The organism is Phytoactinopolyspora mesophila, assembly GCF_010122465.1.
In the GTDB taxonomy this organism is placed as follows: Bacteria; Actinomycetota; Actinomycetes; order Jiangellales; family Jiangellaceae; genus Phytoactinopolyspora; species Phytoactinopolyspora mesophila.
Window position 1 is genome coordinate 107,053 of sequence record NZ_WLZY01000013.1, and the last position, 20,026, is coordinate 127,078.

Genomic DNA, 20,026 nt, shown 5'->3' on the forward strand with positions numbered 1-20,026 from the left:
CGAGATCATTCCAATATTCCATGGAATGACGTTACTATGAAGCCGTTGGTTCTCGGTCGTTGACAGCGGAGGTGGATCCGTGGGCGCTTTCAAGGTGATCCCGTTGGTGAATGAAGGTCTCGGGAACTCGGCATACCTGGTGGACCTGGCCGACGGTCGTGCGCTCGCGGTGGATGCAAGTCTCGACCTGCGGGCATTGCGCGTGGCTGCCGAGCGCCGGGGGCTGACCGTGGCATACGCTGCGGACACCCATCTGCACGCGGACTTCCTGACCGGCGCGCTCCAGCTCGCGGCCAGCGACGGCGCCACAGTGCTCGCGGCCGCAGCGGGCAATCGCGAGTTCCCGCACCGGGAGTTGGCCGACGGCGACGAGATTGATCTGGGTGGACTCACGCTTCGCGCGCTCGCGACCCCTGGGCACACCCACGAGCACATCGCGTTCGAGGTGCTCGACGGTCGGCGGGTCCTCGGTGTCTTCACCGGCGGCTCGTTGCTTGTTGGGTCCGCTGCCCGCACCGACCTGGTCTCACCCGAGCGGACCGAGGAGCTGGCCCGCGCTCAATACCGCTCGCTGCAGCGACTGGCCATGCTCGACGACGACGTCGCGGTATGGCCCACCCACGGGGCAGGCTCGTTCTGCTCCGCGCCGCCCGGGACCGAGCGCATGTCCACGATCGGGACCGAACGAGCCACGAACACGCTACTCCGGTCCGAGAACGAGGACGCGTTCGTCAAGCAGCTGTTGGACTCGCTGGGCTCCTTCCCGCCGTATTTCATGCGGTTGGGCGAGATCAACCGCCGCGGCCCTGCCCTGGTCAGGGGCGACGCGCTCCCGCCGGTCACGGTCGCTGAGTTCGCGCGGCTGCAAGCCGCCGGTGTCGTCGTGGTCGACGTGCGACCAGTGCCCGACTTCGCGGCCGGGCACGTGCCGGATTCGGTGTCTATACCGCTGCGGCCGGTCTTCGCGACCTGGCTCGGCTGGCTGATCGACATCGACCAGCCGGTCGTGATCGTGCGAAACGCAGACCAGGACCCCGCGGAGATCCTGTGGCAGACCCGTAACATCGGCTACGACCAGATCACCGGCGAGCTCGACGGTGGCATGGCCGCGTGGGCGTCAGCCGGCCGGCCGACGGCCTCGATCCCGCTCGTCTCCCCAGCCGCGCTCGGCGACACCCAGGTGCTCGACGTCCGCCAGGACAGCGAATTCCTCTCCGGACACGTGCCTGGCGCCCGCCATATCGAGCTCGGCGCCGTCAGCTCCCGCGTCACAGGCCTGCCGGCACAACCCATCGTCGTGATGTGTGGCCACTTCGAGCGGGCGATGGGCGCGGCCAGCCTCCTCGCGCGCGCCGGTCGCACCGACGTTGCCGTGTTCAGAGGTGGACCGCAGGATTGGGCAGCCGCGACCGGCAATAGCCTGGAGAAGGGGACGTGAGCCGGCCCAAAGGCCATGGCCGCCCCGTGGTCTTGGGGCTGCGGGCGAACGCTGCCCAGTTCACACTACTCGTCGCGCTGAACGCGCTGGTCGGCGGCATGGTCGGGCAGCAACAGACGGTACTGCCGCTGCTCGCCGAGCGCGAATTCGGCCTGTCCGGGTACACCTTCATATTCACCTACGTGGTCGCCTTCGGCGTCACCAAGGCGGCCGCCAACTACGTCGCCGGTACCTGGTCGGATCGATACGGCCGCAAACCCGTTCTCATCATCGGGTGGCTGTTCGCCCTACCAGTGCCGCTGATGCTGATATGGGCCCCGAGCTGGGGCTGGGTCGTGGCGGCGAATGTGCTGCTCGGCATCAACCAGGGACTGACCTGGTCCACCACAGTGATCATGAAAATCGACCTTGTCGGGCCGAGGCAACGCGGTCTGGCGATGGGTCTCAACGAAGCCGCCGGTTACGGAGCGGTCGCCGTCACGTCCTTGGCCGCCGGCTACCTCGCCGCCCAGTACGGTCTTCGCCCCGCCCCGTTCCTGCTCGGCGTCTCTTACACGGCTTTGGCGCTCGGCCTGTCCACCTTGGCCGTGCGGGAGACCAGAGACCACGCCAGAGCCGAGGCAGCCGGCCACCTCCCCCGCGCCGACGGGCGTCACGATCACCTGCACAGCGAGCTCAACAGCCGCCACGTGTTCACCCAGACCAGCTTCCGCGAACCGGCGCTGTCGTCGGCCAGTCAGGCCGGCTTGGTCAACAATCTCAACTTCGGCCTGTCCTGGGGGCTGTTTCCCCTGTTGTTCGCGAGCGCAGGTCTGTCGGTGGACCGGATCGCAGTGCTCTTCTCGCTCTACCCAGCCGTATGGGGCTTCGGGCAGCTGTTCACCGGTGCACTGTCGGACAGGTGGGGCCGCAAGCACCTCATCACCGCGGGCATGCTCACCCAAGCAACCGCACTCGCCGTCATTGCCCTCGCCGATACATTCGCGCTCTGGGCGCTCGGCGCCACACTGCTCGGAGCCGGAACCGCGATGGTTTACCCGACGCTACTGGCAACCATCGGCGACGTGGCACACCCGGCCTGGCGCGGCCGCGCCGTCGGGATCTATCGGGTCTGGCGTGACCTCGGCTACGCCGTCGGCGCGCTGATGGGCGGGGTCGTCGCGGACCTGTGGGAGCTGCGCACGGCGGTTTGGGTAGCCTCTGCCATCAGCGTGATCTCCGCTCTGGTGGTCGCCATCAAGATGTATGAGACGCACCACCGTCCCACAACCAGCAGCGCACCGGAGGGAGCAAGCGATGGGTGAACGTGCCGTCAAGGATGCGCTGTTCGCCGAGTTCGCCGCCGTCGGGAAAGTACTGGGCAACCCCAAGCGGCTCGAACTGCTCGACCTGCTGGCCCAAAGCCCGCGTAGCGTGGACGACCTTGCTTCGGCGGCCGACCTCGGAGTGAGCACCTGCTCGGCGCACCTGCAGACACTCCGTGAGGCGGGCCTGGTCGATACCCGCCGCGAGGGTAAACGGGTCTTCTACTCCCTCGCCGGTGACGATGTGGTTGGCCTCTGGAACCACCTACGCCGGGTAGCACAGCTGCACCGGCCGCACACCGAGCTCGCCCGGCGCGCCTATCTCGGCCCTGAGGACACCACCGCCGTCGATACCGACGAACTCCTTCGCCGCGTCGGCCGCGGTGACACCGTCGTCCTGGACGTACGCCCCGAACCCGAGTATCTCGGCGGGCACCTTCCGGGCGCGATTCACATCCCACTCGACGAGCTGGCCGAGCGGCTCGAGGAGCTGCCACGGAACAAGGAGATCGTTGCCTACTGCCGTGGTCAGTACTGCGTCCTGGCCCACGATGCCGTCCGGCTGCTGAACGCCCGCGGGCTACCCGCACGGCGAGCTGCCGATGGCGTCGTGGAATGGCGGGTGGCCGGAATCCCCGTGGAGACCGGCGCCGCTTGAGCCTGCAAAACCCAGCGTCGACCCGGCAAGTGCTCCGGCTGAGGCTGGACCTAGCGTCGTGGCCAGTAGATGTGTGTTACATCATCGCTTTCCCCGCCCACAGCGCATCAGGCCACGCATACCATCGGGAAGGTGGACGACACCGCGCGGCTGACCGACGACTCTGCCGAGGTCCCGTCGCTGGTCGGCGAGGCCGCCGAATTCTTGACCGAGTTCCGCCAGCTCCGGGACGAGTTCTCCCGGTTCATGCTGTCGTACAAGTTCGGCATGGACGAGATCACCACAAAAGTGCGGATCCTCCAGGAAGAGTTCCGCCTCGTCCACGCGTACAACCCCATCGAGCACGTGTCCGCTCGGCTGAAGACGCCCGAGAGTGTGCTGGACAAGGTCGAGCGCAAGAAGTGCGAGCCGACGTTCGACCGAATCCGGGAAGAGATCACCGACATCGCGGGCGTCCGCGTCACGTGTTCGTTCGTGTCGGACGCCTATCGGGTGTTCGACCTGCTCACCGGCCAGCATGACATCCACGTGGTCACGGTCAAGGATTACATCGAACATCCGAAGCCCAACGGGTACCGAAGCCTGCACGCCATCGTCGAGATCCCGGTCTTTCTGTCCGCCGGACCCACTACCGCGCGGGTCGAGGTCCAATTCCGCACCATCGCCATGGACTTCTGGGCCAGCCTTGAACACAAGATCTACTACAAGTACGACAAACACGTACCGGCCGAGCTCCTGAGCAGCCTGCGCGAGGCTGCCAGGACGGCGGCCAAACTGGACAACGACATGGAGCAACTACACCGGGAGATCCACGGCGACGACAGGCTGACGACGGAACCGACGGCAGGCAGCCTCGAGTTGTCCGAACGCGTGGTCGCCCAGCTGATCCGGCAACGCAACCACCTCCGCTCCGATTGACGCCCGGCCCGCCCCTGTGGGCGCAAGCCTACACACACTCCGCAGGCGGGTCCGCAGGACGTTACGTTGCGTCCTGCAGGGAGTGCGCCCCGACGCTCGGTGTGCAGGACGCAGCGCAATGTCCTGCAGATCCGTTCGGCCTTGAACCTGGGCACCCATTCGCGGCCTACGTATCGACCGGCGGCTCCTGGCCGGGACATGGAGCTCCGATACCGATTCCTGCTTCTTCTTCGGGCTCGCCGTCAACTCGAATGTGGAGCGTGTAACATCCAGGCTCGCTCACCCAGTAGCCTCCGGCGAAGGCCAGCCAATAGTCATGACCCGGACAGTCAGCCAGCACCGATATACCGGGCGAGGAAGGATGTCCGCCCCAGCCGATACGGAGATCGTCCGCATACTCCGGTGGAACCAGCAGCTCCACGTGGCGCCCACCGCGGACGACCAGACCTGCTTTCGCGAAGAACCATCCCCCACTTGGGAGTTCGCTGGCTGAGCCGGGAACACCGGACTCCTCGACCGAGACCGCCTGCAGGGCGGGGCGTTCTGGAGACGGCATCGCCACGGCGTCGTCAATCGTGAGGTAACGGTCTGGTTCGGGGTCGCCGCCGCCGATGGTGTGACCGCACGTGATGATGGCGTTCTCGTCCGCACCCGGCGTCGCGGTTCGCACATCCGGCACGGTCGGCGGTGGCGCGTCCCGCAGAGCGTCGTCGGACATTGAGCCATCCGAACAAGACGCCACAAGAAGTCCGCCGAGCAGAACGGCCAGGCGAGTCTTCACCATCTCGATTCTAGCGGGACCTAGACGAACGGAGTCCGGGCGAGAACCCCAGTTCACGCCGGATCCACGCTGACCGGGATGTCGTCGAGTAGGCCGCAACCTCAGGGCGATGCGGGGACGCGCGCGGGAGATTGGGGCTGCCGCGTTTTTCAAGCGACTTCTGGACAAGCGCATCGCGCAGGGCTTACCCCGGTCCGTCAGAGGTCGTGTCGCACCCAGACATTCGGTTCTACATACACCGCGTAGCCGTGTACGAGATCACAGTGCACGGGAACAAGAGCTCCCGGTACGTCAATGTCACCCTCGTGATCGAAGGGCAGACCGGTCCATTCCCTCCACTGCGCGAGTGACCCGGCGATCACCATCGATGCCGGCGCCGGCTTGATGACGGTTCCGCCGGCACGAACGTGGACCCGCAGCCATGGATCTGCCGGAAGCCCGTCCGGACGGATGTCGGCCAGGTATTGCTTGACCGGCACACCCGGTTGGAGGTGTTTCGCATTCGGGCGCACCGGTGCGATGAGTGCCTCGTGGCCTTGAGCCGCGACAGCGACCCGCAAGGCGCCGAGCATCTGGTGCGAGAGGCCTTGCCCCAGGTAGGCCGTGTCAACAACGATATCGAGCGCACAGGCAACCGTCGGCCGGTGCCCTTTGCGCTGGTCGGCGAATCCCCACTGCAGTACTGTGTCCCAGCCGCCGTCGGGAAACAGCTCCCGTCCGGCCCGTTCTGCATCGAATGGAATGCTACGGCCCCGCGCGACCAGTGTGTTGTCGTCCGTCGTCGCGACAACACAATACTCCGGGAAGACCAACGAGACCTGGTTGAGCAGAGCATTGGCGAGTTTGTCATGGCCCATGAATTCTGGCCACGAATCTCGGATCTCGTACATCCGGCCGGCCAGTTCAGGGCGTTCGGCGACGGCGGTGATCGTGAGGTTGGGCACGATGTCAGCATGCCAGGGCTTGCTCTATACCACACACGTCTTTTCTCGGCACTCCTTCATCACTGGCAACTGATCTCGCAGCAGATACCCGCCGACAGGTAGGCGATTGCCTACGCTTGACAGGTAGGACATTGCCTACCTAACGTGTCAGCCATGGCTATCACACATGTACGGACGTTGAACGTCCCCGTTTCCGACCAAGATCGCGCCAAGGCCTTCTACACCGAGTCCCTCGGCTTTCACGTCGTCGTCGACAACTCGATGGGACCGATGCGGTGGCTGGAGGTCGCGCCGCACGGCGCTGCCACCAGCATTGTGCTCGGCGCACACCCGGACATGATTCCGGGCAGCCAGCAAGGCATCCTGCTCACTACAAACGACATCGACCGCGACTGCGAACAACTACGGGCGGCGGGCGTCAGCGTCGACGGCCCGGAAGACCAGCCGTGGGGACGGCAGGCAAGCTTCACCGACCCGGACGGCAACGGCTTCCTGCTGAGCGCGGCATGACCACGTTGCGCGACGACGTCTTCGGTGCCCTGGCCAGCCCCACCCGACGGGAACTGCTGAACCTGCTTCTCACGGGCCCGCGCACGGTGAACGATCTAGCATCCCATTTCGACATGCGTCGCCCCAGTGTGTCCGAACATCTCAAGGTGCTCCGGGACGCTGAACTGGTCACCGAGCAGAAGGTGGGCCGGGAACGCCATTACCAGTTGGAGGCCGAACCCCTGATGAAACTCCAGCACTGGCTACACCCCTACGAACAGTTCTGGCGTGAGCGGATGAAGGCCTTGGGCGAGGTATTGGAGGACATGTGAACGACGTTGCCCATGGCACGATCCACCTCGACGAATTCCTTCCGCATGCGCCCCACAAGGTATGGCGCGCACTGACCGAGCCCGAGCTGATCGCACGCTGGCTGATGCCGAACGACTTCAAGCTCGAAGTGGGCCACAGGTTCACGTTCCGCTCCCGCCCCATGCCGGACGTGGGCTTCGGGGGTATCTGTCACTCAGAGGTCCTCGCCTTCGAGGTCGGACACATGCTCCGGATCGCCTGGAGAGCCGCGCCGGAAGACCGCAGCTCCCTCGATTCCGTCGTGACGTTCACCCTGGAACCGGAGGGACGTGGCACCCGTTTGTTCCTGACCCACGACGGCTTCGACCCGGGTGATCCGTTGCAGGCACTGTCCCACCGGATCATGGGTAGCGGCTGGAAGGGGATCGGCCGGCGCGTCGCGGCGGCGATCGAGAACGCCGGCTGACCCCCGGGCGCCACGTCCGTGCGCTGGGCCTCGGCACCGGTGGTACGGTCACGGCCATGGGTTCGATCTTCCGCACGGCAGGCGCCGCGCTGCTGGCCGGTGCGCTCGTCGCGTGTGGCGGCGATGACTCCAGCGAGGGCGCCGACGATCAAGGCGTCGCCGACGAAGTCTTCATTGAAGACATCGACCTCGGTGACCTCGATCTCGACATCGACATGGAGGAGGTCCTCGCAGAGCTCGAGGACCTCGACTTTGACGAGTTGTTCGCCGGACTAGACGAAGCCGACCTCGACGAATTGTTCAGCGATTTCGGGGGCGCAGCCGACCCTTTGCGGACAGGACAGTGTTGGGGCCTCAAAGAGAGCGTCGAGCAAGATCCGATTCCTTGCGACCAACCACACGTCTACGAGGTGGTAGGTGTGTTCGACGACTTCGATCACGACAAGTCCGAGGGCCCCCTCACGTTCGAAGAACTGCAGGAAGAAACGGCCGCCAAGAGGGAACTGTGTGAAGGCGCCTTCGCAGAGTACTTCGGGTTCTCGTATGAAGAGCAGGACACCCCCACGATCGTCGTCGACCCGATGCCCACCTACCTGGGGCAGCCCGAACTGGTGGTGTGCAGCGCGCATTCCGGGCCTGGCGTCGAGACCTACATGGACGAGGTCGTCGGCTCCTTCGCCGACCGCGGCATCAGGTGATAGACGCGACGCCACGTTGCGGAGACGGCGGCCCCTGGCTGCCCAGCTGACCCTCGGCACCCTCCGGATGCTGAGATGTGATCAGGTGACCAAACGTGGGGCGACGGCAGCCGCGGCGGTACCGGCGCCCGCCGCGGCGAACACGGAGCCCCACGCGACTGGCCCAAGCGGCGTGCAACCGAGGAACTGGCTCAGCCCAGGCGTTTGCACAGCGACGACGAGCGCAACGGCGGAGCCGGCACACGTGCCGATCACCAGCCGGCTGTGCCGACCGGCCAGCATCGTCTGCCCCAACTGGGTCATGATCAGCGCGGCCAGGCCCATGGTGCCCGCACGTTGCCGGCGGCCGGTGAATCGCCCGGCGGTCCAGGCCAGCGTCGCGCCGAGCGCAGTCGCCCCGCCACGCACCGCAACCGCCTTCGCCAACGGCGCCCCCAGCATCGGGCCGACCGGGCCGTTGTGGTCCTCGTCATCATGGTTGCCGGCCAGCGCGACAGCCAACGCGGGGAACATGTCCGTGAGCATGTTGACCAGCAGCATCTGACGAGTGTTGATCGGCGCCCGACCCGCCAACGCCGTTCCCAGCAGCATGAAGGTGACCTCCCCGGCGTTTCCGCCCACGAGGATCGACACCGCGTCACGCGCCCGGCGCCACAGCGCCCGCCCTTCGAGCACCGCACGATGTACCTGCCGGATATCGGCGTTCGTGAGCACCAGGTCAGCCGACGACTGAGCCGACGTCGACCGCTGCGCACGCACACCGATGCCGACGTCGGCGAGCCGGATCGCCGCCGCGTCGTTCACCCCGTCGCCGATCATGGCGACGACGCGGCGCTCACGCTGCAGCGCGTCGACGATCTGTACCTTGTGCTCCGGCGACACCCGCGCGAACACCGTGCACCGCGCCACTCGACGGGTCCGCTCCCGCTCGCTCATCCGATCCATCTCGGCTCCGGTCAGAACCGCGCCGTTGGCGATGCCGGTAGCGGCTGCCACCGCCCGGGCAGTCTCCGGATGATCTCCGGTCACCATGACGACTCGTGTTCCGGCGCCGGTCAGTTCGTTGACCGCCTCCGCCGCCTCGGCGCGAGGAGCATCGGCGATGCCGACGAAGCCGAGAAGTTGCAGGCCGCTGACCAGGGACTCGAGTTCGTCGGTCTGCTCCGGCACATCATCGCGACGCTCAGCGACAGCCAGCACGCGCAGACCATCGGCCGCAAGCCGCTCCACCGTGTCCTTGGCCCCCTCCGCCGCGTCGCATAGGGGCAAAATCACCTCGGGGGCGCCCTTCACCACCAGTTGCGGCCCATCCTCGGTCCGCCCGAGCGCGGCGAAGTACCCACGGCGAGTCTCGAACGGCAATTCCGTGATCAGTTCCCAGCCGGCTCGATGCACCTCGTCCGCGGCCACCGCCGCTTCCAGCACAGCACGGTCCGTGGCGTGCGGCAACCGGCTGACCTCGTCGGAACCCACCGCGGGGCAGGCCCGCCCCGCGGCCGCGAGCAGAACGTCGGACTCCGGTTCACCCGGCGTCAGGTCTTCAGCACCAGAAGCCAGCCGGGTGAGGCGGAGCCGCCCCTCCGTCAACGTCCCCGTCTTGTCGAAGCACACCACGTCAACCCGGCCGAGCGCCTCGAGCGCTCTCGACGTCCGGACCAGGGTGCCCTGTTGCGACAGCCTGCGCGCACCACCGGCTTGAGCCACCGTCGCGACCAGGGGTAACCCTTCCGGCACCGCCGCCACAGCGAGCGAAACCCCCGCGGCAATCGCCTGCCGCAACGGCAGACCGCGAAGTAATCCAACACCGGTTACCGCGGCGCCGCCGATCGCGGTGACGGGCAAGGCGAGCCGCGTCACCTCCTGAAGCCGGGCCTGCAGACCGGCTGGGCGCGGAGCACGCCCGGCAACAGCAGTGGCGCGGCCGGCCTCGGTCGAGCGCCCGGTGGCGACGACGACGGCGTACCCGGAGCCCGCCAGCACGCTGGTTCCCTCGAACACCATGCCGCTGCGTTCGGCTACCGCAGCCCCCGGCGTGGCCAGGGTGTCCTTGGCCACCGGCAACGACTCACCGGTCAACGTCGATTCGTCGACTTCGAGGTCCTCGGCATCGAGCAGACGGGCGTCGGCCGGCACGACGTCAGAGGCCCGCAGTTCGATCACGTCGCCCGGCACCAGTGCGCCCGCCACCACGCTCTCGACCTGGGCCTCAGTGAGCCGCTCGAGGTCTTGCAAGCGCAGTCTCCGCGCGCTGATCTCCTGCTCGGCCAGCAAGTGCCGCAACGCACGCTCCACCCGGAGCCGCTGCCCACCACTGATCAACACGTTCCCAGTCAGCACCGCCCCGACGAGAACACCGTCCAACGCCGAGCCCACGATCACCGACGCGGCAGCGCCGACCGCAAGCACCGGGGTCAGCGGATCGCGCAGTTCCTCATACACCGCCTTGGCCAGCCCGGCAACCTCCTGTGCCTGCCTGCTCACGAAGGCGACGCCGGGCAGGCCAGTGCCCACCGGCGGCGGATGGGGCGGTTGTCCGGCACGGGTCCGCATCAGCCGGGCGTAGGCGTCGCGGGCATCCAGCTCATGCCAGGGCACCCTGGATATCGGCGGCGGCGGGCTGCCACGCGTCGCCCGAACCCCCGCGACCGTGCCATGTAGCAGCGCGAGCAGCGCGGCCACCTGGACCGGAGGCAGTTCACTCACGATCCGGCTTCGGCGATCCGCGGTGAGCACACTCAGGACACCCAGCGCGGAACCGGCCTGGGCCAGGCGCACCGCGCTGCGGCTGACGGGGCGCGCGCGTTTCAAGGCGCACAGGATCCGCCACACGTCTTCCAGACCGTTGGCGCACACGAGGTCGGCGGACCAGTAGGACGTGGTGTCCACGTCGAGGACGGCGACGGCGACATCCGCGGCAGACATCGCGTCCTCGTCAGAGGCGGACACAACCAGAACACCCTGGCCCTCGGCCTGCAGCCGGCGCACGTGGTCAGACAACGTGAGAGCCTGGTCAACCGTCTCGTCCGCCCAGGGCACGAGTTCGTCCGCCTCGGGCTGGGCGGTCAGGTGGATCGTCGCGCCGGATTCACGGGCTGCCTCGAGCACCGCGTCGGTCTTCGGGTCGAGTTCTCCATCGGACGTGACCAAGACCCGCGCATCGAGCACGATCACGGAGACCCGGTCCAGCCGCCGGAATGCCGCCGCGTTCAGTGGCACCACGCCGCGTCTGGCCAGGTCGCGGCCGACGGCCGCCGCGAACCCCTCGCGACCGTAGCGGGCTGCCCTGGGCACCGCCGCCTGAAACGCATCTGATGCTCGGCCGGGATTCCGGGTCAGGGCCAGAACCGCTGCCACGGCCCCCGAGGTCAGTGGTCCGAGCCGCCGGCTCCACTCCTCGATCGGCCCGTCCGGCCGGGGCTCCGGCCGCGGCTGCGGTCGTGGACCGCTGTCCGGCACGGTAGATGCTCGTCCAGACAGCTCCGGTTCCATCCGGTTCCACGCCTGACGCCGTTCCCACACCTCAGCCAGCAGAGTTGTGCGATACAACGCGTCGACCGCCGGCGATGCGATCCCCCGGGAAAGTCCGTGCACCGCGGCATTGGCCAGCGTCAGTACGAGATCGGTTTCGACCGGCCCGATGCGCCGTTTCAACCCGCTGCGCAGCCCTCGTTCGATGTCCAGCATCGCTGTGACCGTCCGGAGGCTACGAGGCATCGGCGAGAACCGGAACACCGTTTGGACCGTCGCCATCGACGTCGCCACGCAATCAGCCGCCAGTTCGGCTGCCACGGCCGCGATCGAAGCGGAGTCGCCCGGATGGGTCGGACGCTGCCAGGAGAAGTCGTCCTCGCGGGAGCCGTGGTCTTTCTCGACGGCGCGTACTGTGTCGAGCAACGTGTCCACGCTCAGCCGGCGCTCGTCGAAAGCGACCAGTACCTGCCCGGTCACCGCGTTGACCCGCGCCCAGCGCACCCCATGGAGTCTGCGTAGCGCCGAAGGTACCTGCTTGGTCAGCTTGCGCTGACCGTTGCCGTCGAGTCCGCGGACCTCGATGTGGGCGCGGCCGTGCCCGGTCCAGACCCGCCGCCGCTGCCGCCGGGGGTGCGCGTCAAGCAACGCGCGGGCCGCGCCCACCGACTCTCGCGCGGCATCGGTGGGCAGCACTCCAACGGCCGCTTGCGGCAGCTGGCTGACCGTCCCCTTCACCAGGCCCGCGGTGAACGCCGCCGCAGATACGCCGGCCATCGCAGCGCCGGCGCCGAGCTTGGCGACGCCGGCCGCGGCTCGCCCCACGCCAGCAGGCTCGCCGCGTGGCTCGGCTGTGTCTCGCTCACCCGGCGAGACGATGTGCGCACCGGTCCGCACGACACTGGCTGCGCCCCGTACCGGAGCGCTGAGCATTGAGCAAGCAGCACCAAGCATGCCGGTTCCGGTACCCCGTGCGCTCGTCCTTACGCCTCTTCAGGTTCGCGACCAGCAGAGGTATCCGCGCACAGGGAGCACCTCGCCACCGCTTCGACGTCCTCGGCCAGCTGATCCGGCAGCGCAGAGACCTCGTTTCGATTGGCGACCAGGCGTCCTCCGACCCGCTGGTTCTCGCCACGATCCCGGTATTCTCGCCACTCGTGACTCACGTAGACGAACAGGGCCGGACCGAGCCTCCTATCGCAGCTGACGAAACCACCACGCTCCTCGGTTTCCTCGACTATCAACGCGAGACTTTGGCGTGGAAGTGCTCCGGGCTCGATGCGGCCGGACTGCAAGCCCGCGTCGCAGTGTCGTCGATGACCCTCGGCGGGATGCTCAAACACATGGCCTTCGTCGAGGACCATTGGTTCGCCCGGTTCCTTCATGGTCACGAGGGCCACCCGCCATGGGACACCGTCGATTGGAAAGCCGACCCGGACTGGGATTGGAACTCCGCGGTTGCCGACACTCCTGAGCAGCTACATGAGCTCTGGCACAACGCGGTGGATCGTTCCCGCTCCTTCGTCACCGAAGCGCTGGCCAACGGTGGCCTTGATCAGCTGGCCAAGCGCTCCTGGTCCAACGGTGAGACACCGAGCCTGCGCTGGATCATCTGCCACATGATCGAGGAGTACGCCAGGCACAACGGTCACGCCGATCTCATCCGCGAGTCGGTTGACGGCCTTACGGGCGAGTAGCGGATACGTCGATGCTCGGGCACCCGTGCCGCGTGCAGAATTCGTGAGCTACTACCCGGCTGGTCGACGCCGAACCGGAACCGGTTATCCGGAAGCCGGCACGCCGCTCACCAGACGTCGCCCGTCCGCCAGTCACACGTGATCGCATCATCGAGGTCGAGTTCTGGACTTGTAGGGGTCGGCAGGACCAGGACGCCGCCGTCGTCGTCGGCCGTCCGCTCCATGCCGGTCGGCGCGAGGACCCAGGTCGGCCCGCTCCAGGTGAGCCAGCCTCGTCGCTGGTAGAAGTCCTGGATTCCGGTGCCGTCGGACAACGCGCCGAGGTCATATGCAGCTCGGATGACGCGCTCGGAAGCGGTCATGGCGGCCTCGGCATGACCACGTCGCCGGTGGGCCTTATTGACGGCCAGGGCTTCCACGTACCCGGTGCGGATGGCCAGTCCCCGGTGGATCAGGCGCCGTTGAACGACGCAGGCATGTGCGACGATCACGCCGTCCTCCCGGACCACCACGTGGACGCCGCCGAGTGCGTGGTCCCAGTCTTCGTCGGCGAACTCGCCGTCGAAGGCGTCGTCGAGCAACCGGCGGATCGTCGTCAGGTCAGCCGGCGCCAGGTCAGCCGTGTGCGCAAGGGTGAGGTCGGACACTGGTTGAGCCTCCCACACATGCGCACAAGGCGCACGAGTTGCGTCCCCGAGCCATCCTTATGGCTCGCGCCCTGCCAGGACTTCTCGTGCGTCACCATGCCTGCAGTCATGGTGACGGACGAGAAAACCCACCAAACATGATCATTTGGTTGAGGGGCTTGGTGACCGGGGCGGGTCTACGCGTCGTAGTCGACGACGACCTTCTCCGAGCGCACCAACGACTGGCAAGTGAGCACGAATCCGTCCTCGACCTCGGCATCCTCCAGTGCGAAGTTGCGCCGCATCACCACCTCGCCCTCGGTCACCTTGGCGCGACACGTGCCGCAGACTCCGCCCTTGCAAGCGAAGGGCAGATCTGGACGGACCCGTTGGGCACCGTCCAGGACGGCGGTGTCGCGGTCCAGCGTCGTTGTGGTGGTACGGCCGTCGAGGATGATGGACACCTCGCTCGTCTCACCCTCCAAGGGGGCTTCTTCGTGCCGCAGCGCAGGCGGCGGCACGTCGTCCACGTAGAACAGCTCGTGGTGGATGCGTGCCTTCTCCACCCCCACCTGCGCGAGTAGTTCCTCGGTGGCGGTGACCATCTCGTACGGCCCGCACAGCCACCAGTGATCCACCCGCGGAACGTCGACGAGCAGGTCCAGCAGGGTTTGAACCTTCTCCGGCGCTAGCCGCCCGGTGAACAGGTCCGCCTCGCGAGGTTCACGCGACAGCACGTGAATCAGCTCCAGGCGGTCCGGGTAGCGGTCCTTCAGATCGGCGAGCTCGTCGGCGAACATGACGGTGTTGGTGCGCCGGTTGCCATAGATGAGGGTAACGGTGGCGTCCGGGTGCCGAAGCACGCTGCCGACGATCGACAGCACCGGGGTGATGCCGGAGCCCGCCGCGAGAAGCACGTGGTGACCTGGCGTATCGACGTCGGGGGTGAACCCGCCTGTGGGTGTGCCCACCTCGATCTCGTCACCAGGACGGAGATCGCGCACCAGCCAGCTGGAGAACAACCCGTCCGGGATTTCCCGCACACCGATCCGCGGCCGGTCCCCCTCCGCCGCGCAGATGGAGTACGAACGCCGCTCGTCCCGGCCGTCGATCCGGCGCCGCAGCGTCAACGACTGACCGGCCCGGAACGCATACAACTCCGCCAACTCCGGTGGAACGTCGAAGGTCACCGCGACGGCGTCGTCGCACAGCCGGTCCACCGAGGCCACCCGGAGCGGGTGGAACTCACCACGCAGTCGAGCCTTGATCGCGGTGGCCATTCAGATCTCCTTGACATGTTCGAACGGCTCCTGGCACGCGCGGCAGCGGCGCAGCGCCTTGCACGCCGTGGCGCTGAACCGGGAGAGCTCCTCCGTGTCGGCGGAGTCGCAGCGCGGGCAGCGGACTCGCCGCACGGTCGGACCCAGCGTCAACGGCACCGGCCCGGCGAGCTCTCGAGGAGCTGCGCCCGGAGGCGCGATCCCGTGCTCGGCCAGTTTTCGTTTTCCCTCGTCGCTGATCCAGTCGGTGCTCCACGGCGGATGCAGGACGGTGCGCACCTCGACGTCGTGGTAACCGGCCTTGCGCAAGACGTAGACGAGGTCATCACGCATCGTGTCCATGGCCGGGCAGCCGGTGTAGGTGGGTGTGATCGTCACGACGACGCGCTCGCCCTCGAGACACACATCACGCAGCACACCGAGATCGGCGAGCGTGAGCATGGGCAGCTCCGGATCGGTGACGACTTCGGCCACCCGCCGCGCAGCGGCGAGCCGGGTGCCGGTAGCGCTGCCTGCCATGGTGATCACCAGGTTCCGTCCGGGTGGGCTCGGGCGACGCTTTGCATCTCGGCGAGCAGGTATCCCATGGCCTCGGTGTGGACGCCGTCGCGTCCCGCCCGGCCGCCGACGCCCGGCAACGGCGACACGTCGGGAATCTGAAGCGTCGCAGCCCGGAACACCTGCGCCAGCACCTCGTCGAACTCCTCACGCACCGACGCCAGATCAATCCCAACCCCGACACCCCCGCCGTGTTGATCATGGGCGATAACTTCTCCAGCCGGTTCCGAAGGGTGTTTTTGCCCATGATCAACAGGGTGGGTGAAGAGCTCGTCGACGTACGGCCAGACCGTCTCCAGCCCGGCAGCTATCCGCTGCCGCGAGTACGGCGTGCCGTCGCCCAGTCGGACGGCCCACTGAGCGACGTAGTCGCGGTGATACCTCAGCTCCTTGACACCTTTCGCGGCGATCGCCGACAGCACCGGATCAGGTGAGCCGGTGAGCCGGCTGAACACGGCCAGCCGCCAGGTGGCGAACACCAGCAACCGGGCGATCAGCTCGCCGAAATCGCCGTTCTCCAGCTCCGCCAGGCGGACGTTGCGGAACTCGTGCTCGTCGCGGAAGAACGCGAGGTGGTCCTCGCCGGCAGCACCGGACGCCGCGGCCGAGCGGGCCAGCAGCAGCCTGGCCTGGCCGAGCAGGTCGAGGGCGATGTTGGCGATCGCGACCTCCTCTTCCAGCTCGGGCAGGCGGGTGCACCATTGCTGGAGCCGATGCGACATGATCAGCGCGTCGTCGCCCAGCATCAGGCAGTAGGTAGCGAGCTCATCCGCATCGACCCCGTCGGGCAGCGTCGTGTCGATACCGGACAGCGGGTCCTCGAACCCGGTGCCGAATGCCCACCTGGCGTCGTCGACACCTTCGGTGATCGACTCGTAGGCGTTGTCGAAACCCATCTCCGGCCTCACATGTGCGGGACGTGCTCGGGAATGTCGTAGAACGTCGGATGCCGGTAGACCTTGTCCGCCGACGGCGCGAAGAACGGATCCTTCTCGTCCGGGCTCGACGCGGCGATATCGGACGACTTCACCACCCAGATGCTCACACCCTCGTTGCGGCGGGTGTACAGATCGCGGGCATGATGCAGAGCCATCTCGGCGTCGGCCGACCGCAGCGAGCCGACGTGCACGTGGTTCAGCCCGCGCTTGCTGCGCACGAACACCTCGTACAGCGGCCAGCCGGCGCGTGTACCTCCGGTCTCCGACATCTCACCTCTCCCTTCATCGGTGATCATGAGCGGTTTCGTGTCGCTATAGCGACGTGAATCCGCTCATGATCACGTGTGTTGTTTGGCTGCGTATGCCGCCGCGGCCTCGCGCACCCAAGCACCGTCTTCGTGCGCCGCACGACGGTGCGCCAGCCGTTCGGCGTTGCAGGGGCCGTTGCCGGAGATCACCTGCTTGAACTCGTCCCAGTCGATCTCGCCGAAATCGTAGTGGCCGCGCTCGTCGTTCCAGCTGATCTCCGGATCCGGCAGCGTGACGCCCAGCGCCTCAGCCTGGGGCACCGTCATGTCCACGAAGCGCTGGCGCAGCTCGTCATTGGTGTGCCGCTTGATCTTCCACGCCATCGACTGAGCGGTGTTCGGGGAATCGTGGTCCGGCGGGCCGAACATCATCAACGACGGCCACCACCACCGGTCGGTCGCATCCTGCACCATGCGCCGCTGCGCATCCGTTCCGCGCATCATGGTCATCAGCAGCTCGAAGCCCTGCCGCTGGTGGAAGGACTCTTCTTTGCAGATGCGCACCATGCCGCGCGCGTACGGGCCGAACGAACTCCGGCACAGCGGCACCTGGTTGCAGATGGCTGCACCGTCCACCAGCCACCCGATGACCCCGACGTCGGCGAAGTTCAGCGTCGGGTAATTGAAGATCGAGGAGTACTTCTGCTTGCTGTCGATCAGCTTCTCGGTCAGCTCGGTGCGGTCGGCACCCAAAGTCTCGGTCGCGGAGTAAAGGTAGAGACCGTGGCCGGCTTCGTCCTGCACCTTGGCCAGCAGGATCGCTTTACGCCGCAGCGATGGTGCCCGGGTGATCCAGTTGGCCTCCGGCTGCATCCCGATGATCTCGGAATGCGCGTGTTGAGCCACCTGGCGGACGAGTGTCTTACGGTATGCGTCCGGCATCCAGTCGCGCGGCTCGATCCGTTGATCGCGCTCGATGACCTGCTCGAAGTGTCGTTCGAGTTCAGGTTCGGACAGCGCTTGGGCTGCGGGGGTCATTGCGGCCACTCCTTCGCCACCAGGGTGAGGACGTCGTAGCGGGCGGTCAGCTCGCCGTCGGCATTGACGACGTCGGCATTCCACCGCACCTCGCCGTAGTCGGCATCGACGCGCGGCGTGATCTGCGCGGCGGTCAGCGTCACGGTGAGCTCGTCGCCGGGTTTCACCGGTGTGAGGAATCGGAGATTCTCCAGACCGTAGTTGGCCAGCACCGGGCCCGGCTCCGGGTCCACGAAGAGCCCGGCCGCGAGCGACAGCACCAGGTATCCGTGCGCGACAATTCCTTCGAAGAAGGGGTTCGCCGCCGCGGCTTCCTCGATGGTGTGTGCGTAGAACTTGTCGCCGGTGAACTCGGCGAAATGGTCGATGTCCTCCCGGGTCACCGTCCGCGGGCCACCAACCACGGTGTCGCCGACGCGCAGCTCGGCCAGAGACTTGCGGAACGGGTGCGTCTCGATGTCGGCGTGCGGCGCACCGTTGACCCACCGGTTGGTGACGGCACCGAGCACCTTGGGCGATGCCTGCACGGCCGTGCGCTGCATGTGGTGCAGGACGCTGCGGATGCCACCCAGTTCCTCGCCGCCGCCGGCCCGGCCTGGTCCACCGTGCACCAGCATCGGCAACGGTGAGCCGTGGCCGGTGGATTCCTTGGCGTTGTCCGAATCGAGAACGAGCACCCGGCCATGCCACGGGGCGACTCCCAGGACCACGTCCCGCGCGAAGTCTGTATCTCCGGTGACGACGGATCCGACCAGGCTGCCTGCGCCGCGGGCGGCGAGCTCGACGACCTCATCCGCCGATGTGTAGGGCATCAACGTCGACACCGGGCCGAACGCCTCGACCTGGTGTGGCTCCGCCCGACCAGCGTCGTCGGCGCGAAGCAGCACCGGCGACACGAACGCGCCTCGTTCGGCGTCGGCGTCGACCACGTCCACCCGCTCGGGATCACCGAATACGATCCGGCCCACGTCCATCAAGGCCTTCAGCGACCTGCGGACCTCCTCGCGCTGTTCCAGGCTGGCCAACGCGCCCATCCGGACGTCAGGGTTGGCCGGGCTCCCGACGACGACGCGGGCCAGCCGCTCGTGCACGGCCTCGGAGACGTCATCCATCCGCTCGGCCGGTACGAATGCCCGGCGAATAGCCGTGCACTTCTGTCCGGCCTTCACCGTCATTTCGGTCACGAGTTGTTTGACGAACAGGTCGAATTCCGCCGAACCGGGTGCGGCATCCGGGCCGAGCACGGAGAAGTTCAGCGAGTCCGCCTCGGCATTGAACCGGGTGGCGTGCCGGACGATGGCCGGGTGCGAGCGCAGCCGTTGCGCGGTGGAGGCCGACCCCGTGAACGCGACCAGGTCCTGCTCGGTCACGTGGTCGAGCAGATCGCCGGCGCTACCGCAGACCAGCTGCAGTGAGCCTTCCGGCAGCAGACCGGAATCGATGATCAGCTCGACCAGCTTCTCTGTCAGATAGGCGGTCTGGCTGGCGGGCTTGACCAGAGTGGGCACACCGGCGAGAAATGCGGGGGCGAGCTTTTCCAACGGGCCCCAGACCGGGAAGTTGAAGGCATTGATCTGCACCGCCACACCGCGTAACGAGGTGGCGATGTGTTGGCCCACGAAGGTGCCGCCCTTGCCGAGTTGCTCTACGGGGCCGTCGACATAAACGGTGTCGTTGGGCAGCTCACGCCGCCCCTTGCTGCCGTAGGTGAACAGCACGCCGATGCCGCCGTCGACGTCGAACCTGGCGTCGAACTTGGTCGCGCCGGTGCGATACGACAACTCGTAGAGCTCATCCCGGTGGCCTTGAAGATGCATCGCAAGCTGTTTGAGGAGCAAAGCGCGCTCATGGAAGGTGAGCTCGCGCAGCGGCGGGCCGCCCACCCGGCGTCCGTAGTCGAGCGCACCGGCCATATCGATGCCTGCCGACGAGATCCGGGCCACTTCGCGCCCGGTGACGGCGTCGTGCAGGGGCGTTCCCTCAACCGAGGGCGCCTGCCACCTGCCGCTGACATAGCTGCGTAGTGCGGTCATCAAAGGCGACCTCCTCGTCGTCGTACGTCTCTTCATCCTAACGAATTACCAACCGAACGTTCAGGAAGTGGATCGTAACGCACCGCGGCACCGCACGGAACCCTCCGCTGCCGGTAGTGCAGAAGAGCAGAC

Annotated in this window: 19 protein-coding genes; 9 read left to right on the forward strand and 10 right to left on the reverse strand. The window is 67.0% G+C overall.

What is annotated here, in order from left to right; translation table 11 throughout:
- Nucleotides 1-79 precede the first annotated feature (79 nt).
- From F7O44_RS26640 to F7O44_RS26655, 4 genes are all read left to right on the forward strand, one after another.
- Nucleotides 80-1,438, forward strand: coding sequence for an MBL fold metallo-hydrolase (locus F7O44_RS26640; protein ID WP_222851733.1), 1,359 nt, complete (start codon nucleotides 80-82; stop codon nucleotides 1,436-1,438).
- Entirely contained in the window at nucleotides 1,435-2,742 is a 1,308-nt protein-coding gene (locus F7O44_RS26645) for an MFS transporter (protein ID WP_222851734.1), read from the forward strand. Before F7O44_RS26640 ends, F7O44_RS26645 begins: the two co-directional genes overlap by 4 nt.
- The gene (locus F7O44_RS26650) at nucleotides 2,735-3,400 is read left to right on the forward strand and encodes an ArsR/SmtB family transcription factor (RefSeq protein ID WP_162453363.1); all 666 of its coding nucleotides are present in this window, start codon (nucleotides 2,735-2,737) and stop codon (nucleotides 3,398-3,400) included. The genes F7O44_RS26645 and F7O44_RS26650 overlap by 8 nt, the downstream gene beginning before the upstream one ends.
- Nucleotides 3,401-3,646: 246 nt before the next feature.
- Nucleotides 3,647-4,318: a GTP pyrophosphokinase gene (locus tag F7O44_RS26655; RefSeq protein WP_343073926.1), complete on the forward strand. Its 672-nt coding sequence runs from the start codon at nucleotides 3,647-3,649 to the stop codon at nucleotides 4,316-4,318.
- A 166-nt stretch (nucleotides 4,319-4,484) separates the two neighbouring features.
- Here F7O44_RS26655 and F7O44_RS26660 read toward each other — a convergent pair whose 3' ends face one another.
- Together F7O44_RS26660 and F7O44_RS26665 are read right to left on the reverse strand one after the other, a co-directional pair.
- Nucleotides 4,485-5,099: a hypothetical protein gene (locus F7O44_RS26660; RefSeq protein ID WP_162453365.1), complete on the reverse strand. Its 615-nt coding sequence runs from the start codon at nucleotides 5,097-5,099 to the stop codon at nucleotides 4,485-4,487.
- 197 nt (nucleotides 5,100-5,296) lie between these two features.
- The gene (locus tag F7O44_RS26665; protein ID WP_162453413.1) at nucleotides 5,297-5,989 is read right to left on the reverse strand and encodes an N-acetyltransferase; all 693 of its coding nucleotides are present in this window, start codon (nucleotides 5,987-5,989) and stop codon (nucleotides 5,297-5,299) included.
- A gap of 207 nt (nucleotides 5,990-6,196) precedes the next feature.
- On the opposite strand from F7O44_RS26665, the gene F7O44_RS26670 reads away from it, so the two are divergent.
- The 4 genes from F7O44_RS26670 to F7O44_RS26685 are packed head-to-tail and all read left to right on the forward strand — an operon-like array spanning nucleotide 6,197 to nucleotide 8,008.
- The gene (locus F7O44_RS26670) at nucleotides 6,197-6,553 is read left to right on the forward strand and encodes a VOC family protein (RefSeq protein ID WP_162453366.1); all 357 of its coding nucleotides are present in this window, start codon (nucleotides 6,197-6,199) and stop codon (nucleotides 6,551-6,553) included.
- Nucleotides 6,550-6,864 (forward strand): ArsR/SmtB family transcription factor, encoded by a 315-nt coding sequence (locus tag F7O44_RS26675; protein WP_162453367.1) that lies wholly within the window; start codon nucleotides 6,550-6,552, stop codon nucleotides 6,862-6,864. The genes F7O44_RS26670 and F7O44_RS26675 overlap by 4 nt, the downstream gene beginning before the upstream one ends.
- Nucleotides 6,861-7,310: an SRPBCC family protein gene (locus F7O44_RS26680; protein WP_222851737.1), complete on the forward strand. Its 450-nt coding sequence runs from the start codon at nucleotides 6,861-6,863 to the stop codon at nucleotides 7,308-7,310. The genes F7O44_RS26675 and F7O44_RS26680 overlap by 4 nt, the downstream gene beginning before the upstream one ends.
- Before the next feature lie 56 nt (nucleotides 7,311-7,366).
- Entirely contained in the window at nucleotides 7,367-8,008 is a 642-nt protein-coding gene (locus F7O44_RS26685; protein ID WP_162453368.1) for a septum formation family protein, read from the forward strand.
- A gap of 81 nt (nucleotides 8,009-8,089) precedes the next feature.
- Here the strand turns inward: F7O44_RS26685 and F7O44_RS26690 are convergent, their stop codons facing one another.
- On the reverse strand, nucleotides 8,090-12,409 hold the full coding sequence (locus tag F7O44_RS26690) for a cation-translocating P-type ATPase (protein WP_162453369.1): 4,320 nt from the start codon (nucleotides 12,407-12,409) through the stop codon (nucleotides 8,090-8,092).
- A 224-nt stretch (nucleotides 12,410-12,633) separates the two neighbouring features.
- Here F7O44_RS26690 and F7O44_RS31375 point away from each other — a divergent pair, with 224 nt between their 5' ends.
- A complete protein-coding gene (locus F7O44_RS31375) occupies nucleotides 12,634-13,173 on the forward strand; it encodes a DinB family protein (RefSeq protein WP_162453370.1) in 540 nt (179 codons plus the stop codon).
- Between the two features lie 107 nt (nucleotides 13,174-13,280).
- On the opposite strand, the gene F7O44_RS26700 is transcribed toward F7O44_RS31375, so the two are convergent.
- From F7O44_RS26700 to paaZ, 7 genes are all read right to left on the reverse strand, one after another.
- A complete protein-coding gene (locus F7O44_RS26700; protein WP_162453371.1) occupies nucleotides 13,281-13,820 on the reverse strand; it encodes a GNAT family N-acetyltransferase in 540 nt (179 codons plus the stop codon).
- 176 nt (nucleotides 13,821-13,996) lie between these two features.
- The gene (gene paaE, locus F7O44_RS26705; protein ID WP_162453372.1) at nucleotides 13,997-15,079 is read right to left on the reverse strand and encodes a 1,2-phenylacetyl-CoA epoxidase subunit PaaE; all 1,083 of its coding nucleotides are present in this window, start codon (nucleotides 15,077-15,079) and stop codon (nucleotides 13,997-13,999) included.
- On the reverse strand, nucleotides 15,080-15,598 hold the full coding sequence (gene paaD, locus F7O44_RS26710) for a 1,2-phenylacetyl-CoA epoxidase subunit PaaD (protein ID WP_162453373.1): 519 nt from the start codon (nucleotides 15,596-15,598) through the stop codon (nucleotides 15,080-15,082).
- Between the two features lie 5 nt (nucleotides 15,599-15,603).
- Nucleotides 15,604-16,533 (reverse strand): 1,2-phenylacetyl-CoA epoxidase subunit PaaC, encoded by a 930-nt coding sequence (gene paaC, locus F7O44_RS26715; protein ID WP_162453374.1) that lies wholly within the window; start codon nucleotides 16,531-16,533, stop codon nucleotides 15,604-15,606.
- 8 nt (nucleotides 16,534-16,541) lie between these two features.
- On the reverse strand, nucleotides 16,542-16,844 hold the full coding sequence (paaB, locus tag F7O44_RS26720) for a 1,2-phenylacetyl-CoA epoxidase subunit PaaB (protein WP_162453375.1): 303 nt from the start codon (nucleotides 16,842-16,844) through the stop codon (nucleotides 16,542-16,544).
- A 69-nt stretch (nucleotides 16,845-16,913) separates the two neighbouring features.
- Entirely contained in the window at nucleotides 16,914-17,861 is a 948-nt protein-coding gene (gene paaA, locus F7O44_RS26725) for a 1,2-phenylacetyl-CoA epoxidase subunit PaaA (RefSeq protein WP_162453376.1), read from the reverse strand.
- Nucleotides 17,858-19,894, reverse strand: coding sequence for a phenylacetic acid degradation bifunctional protein PaaZ (gene paaZ / locus F7O44_RS26730; protein ID WP_162453377.1), 2,037 nt, complete (start codon nucleotides 19,892-19,894; stop codon nucleotides 17,858-17,860). The genes paaA and paaZ overlap by 4 nt, the downstream gene beginning before the upstream one ends.
- Between the last annotated feature and the right edge of the window lie 132 nt (nucleotides 19,895-20,026).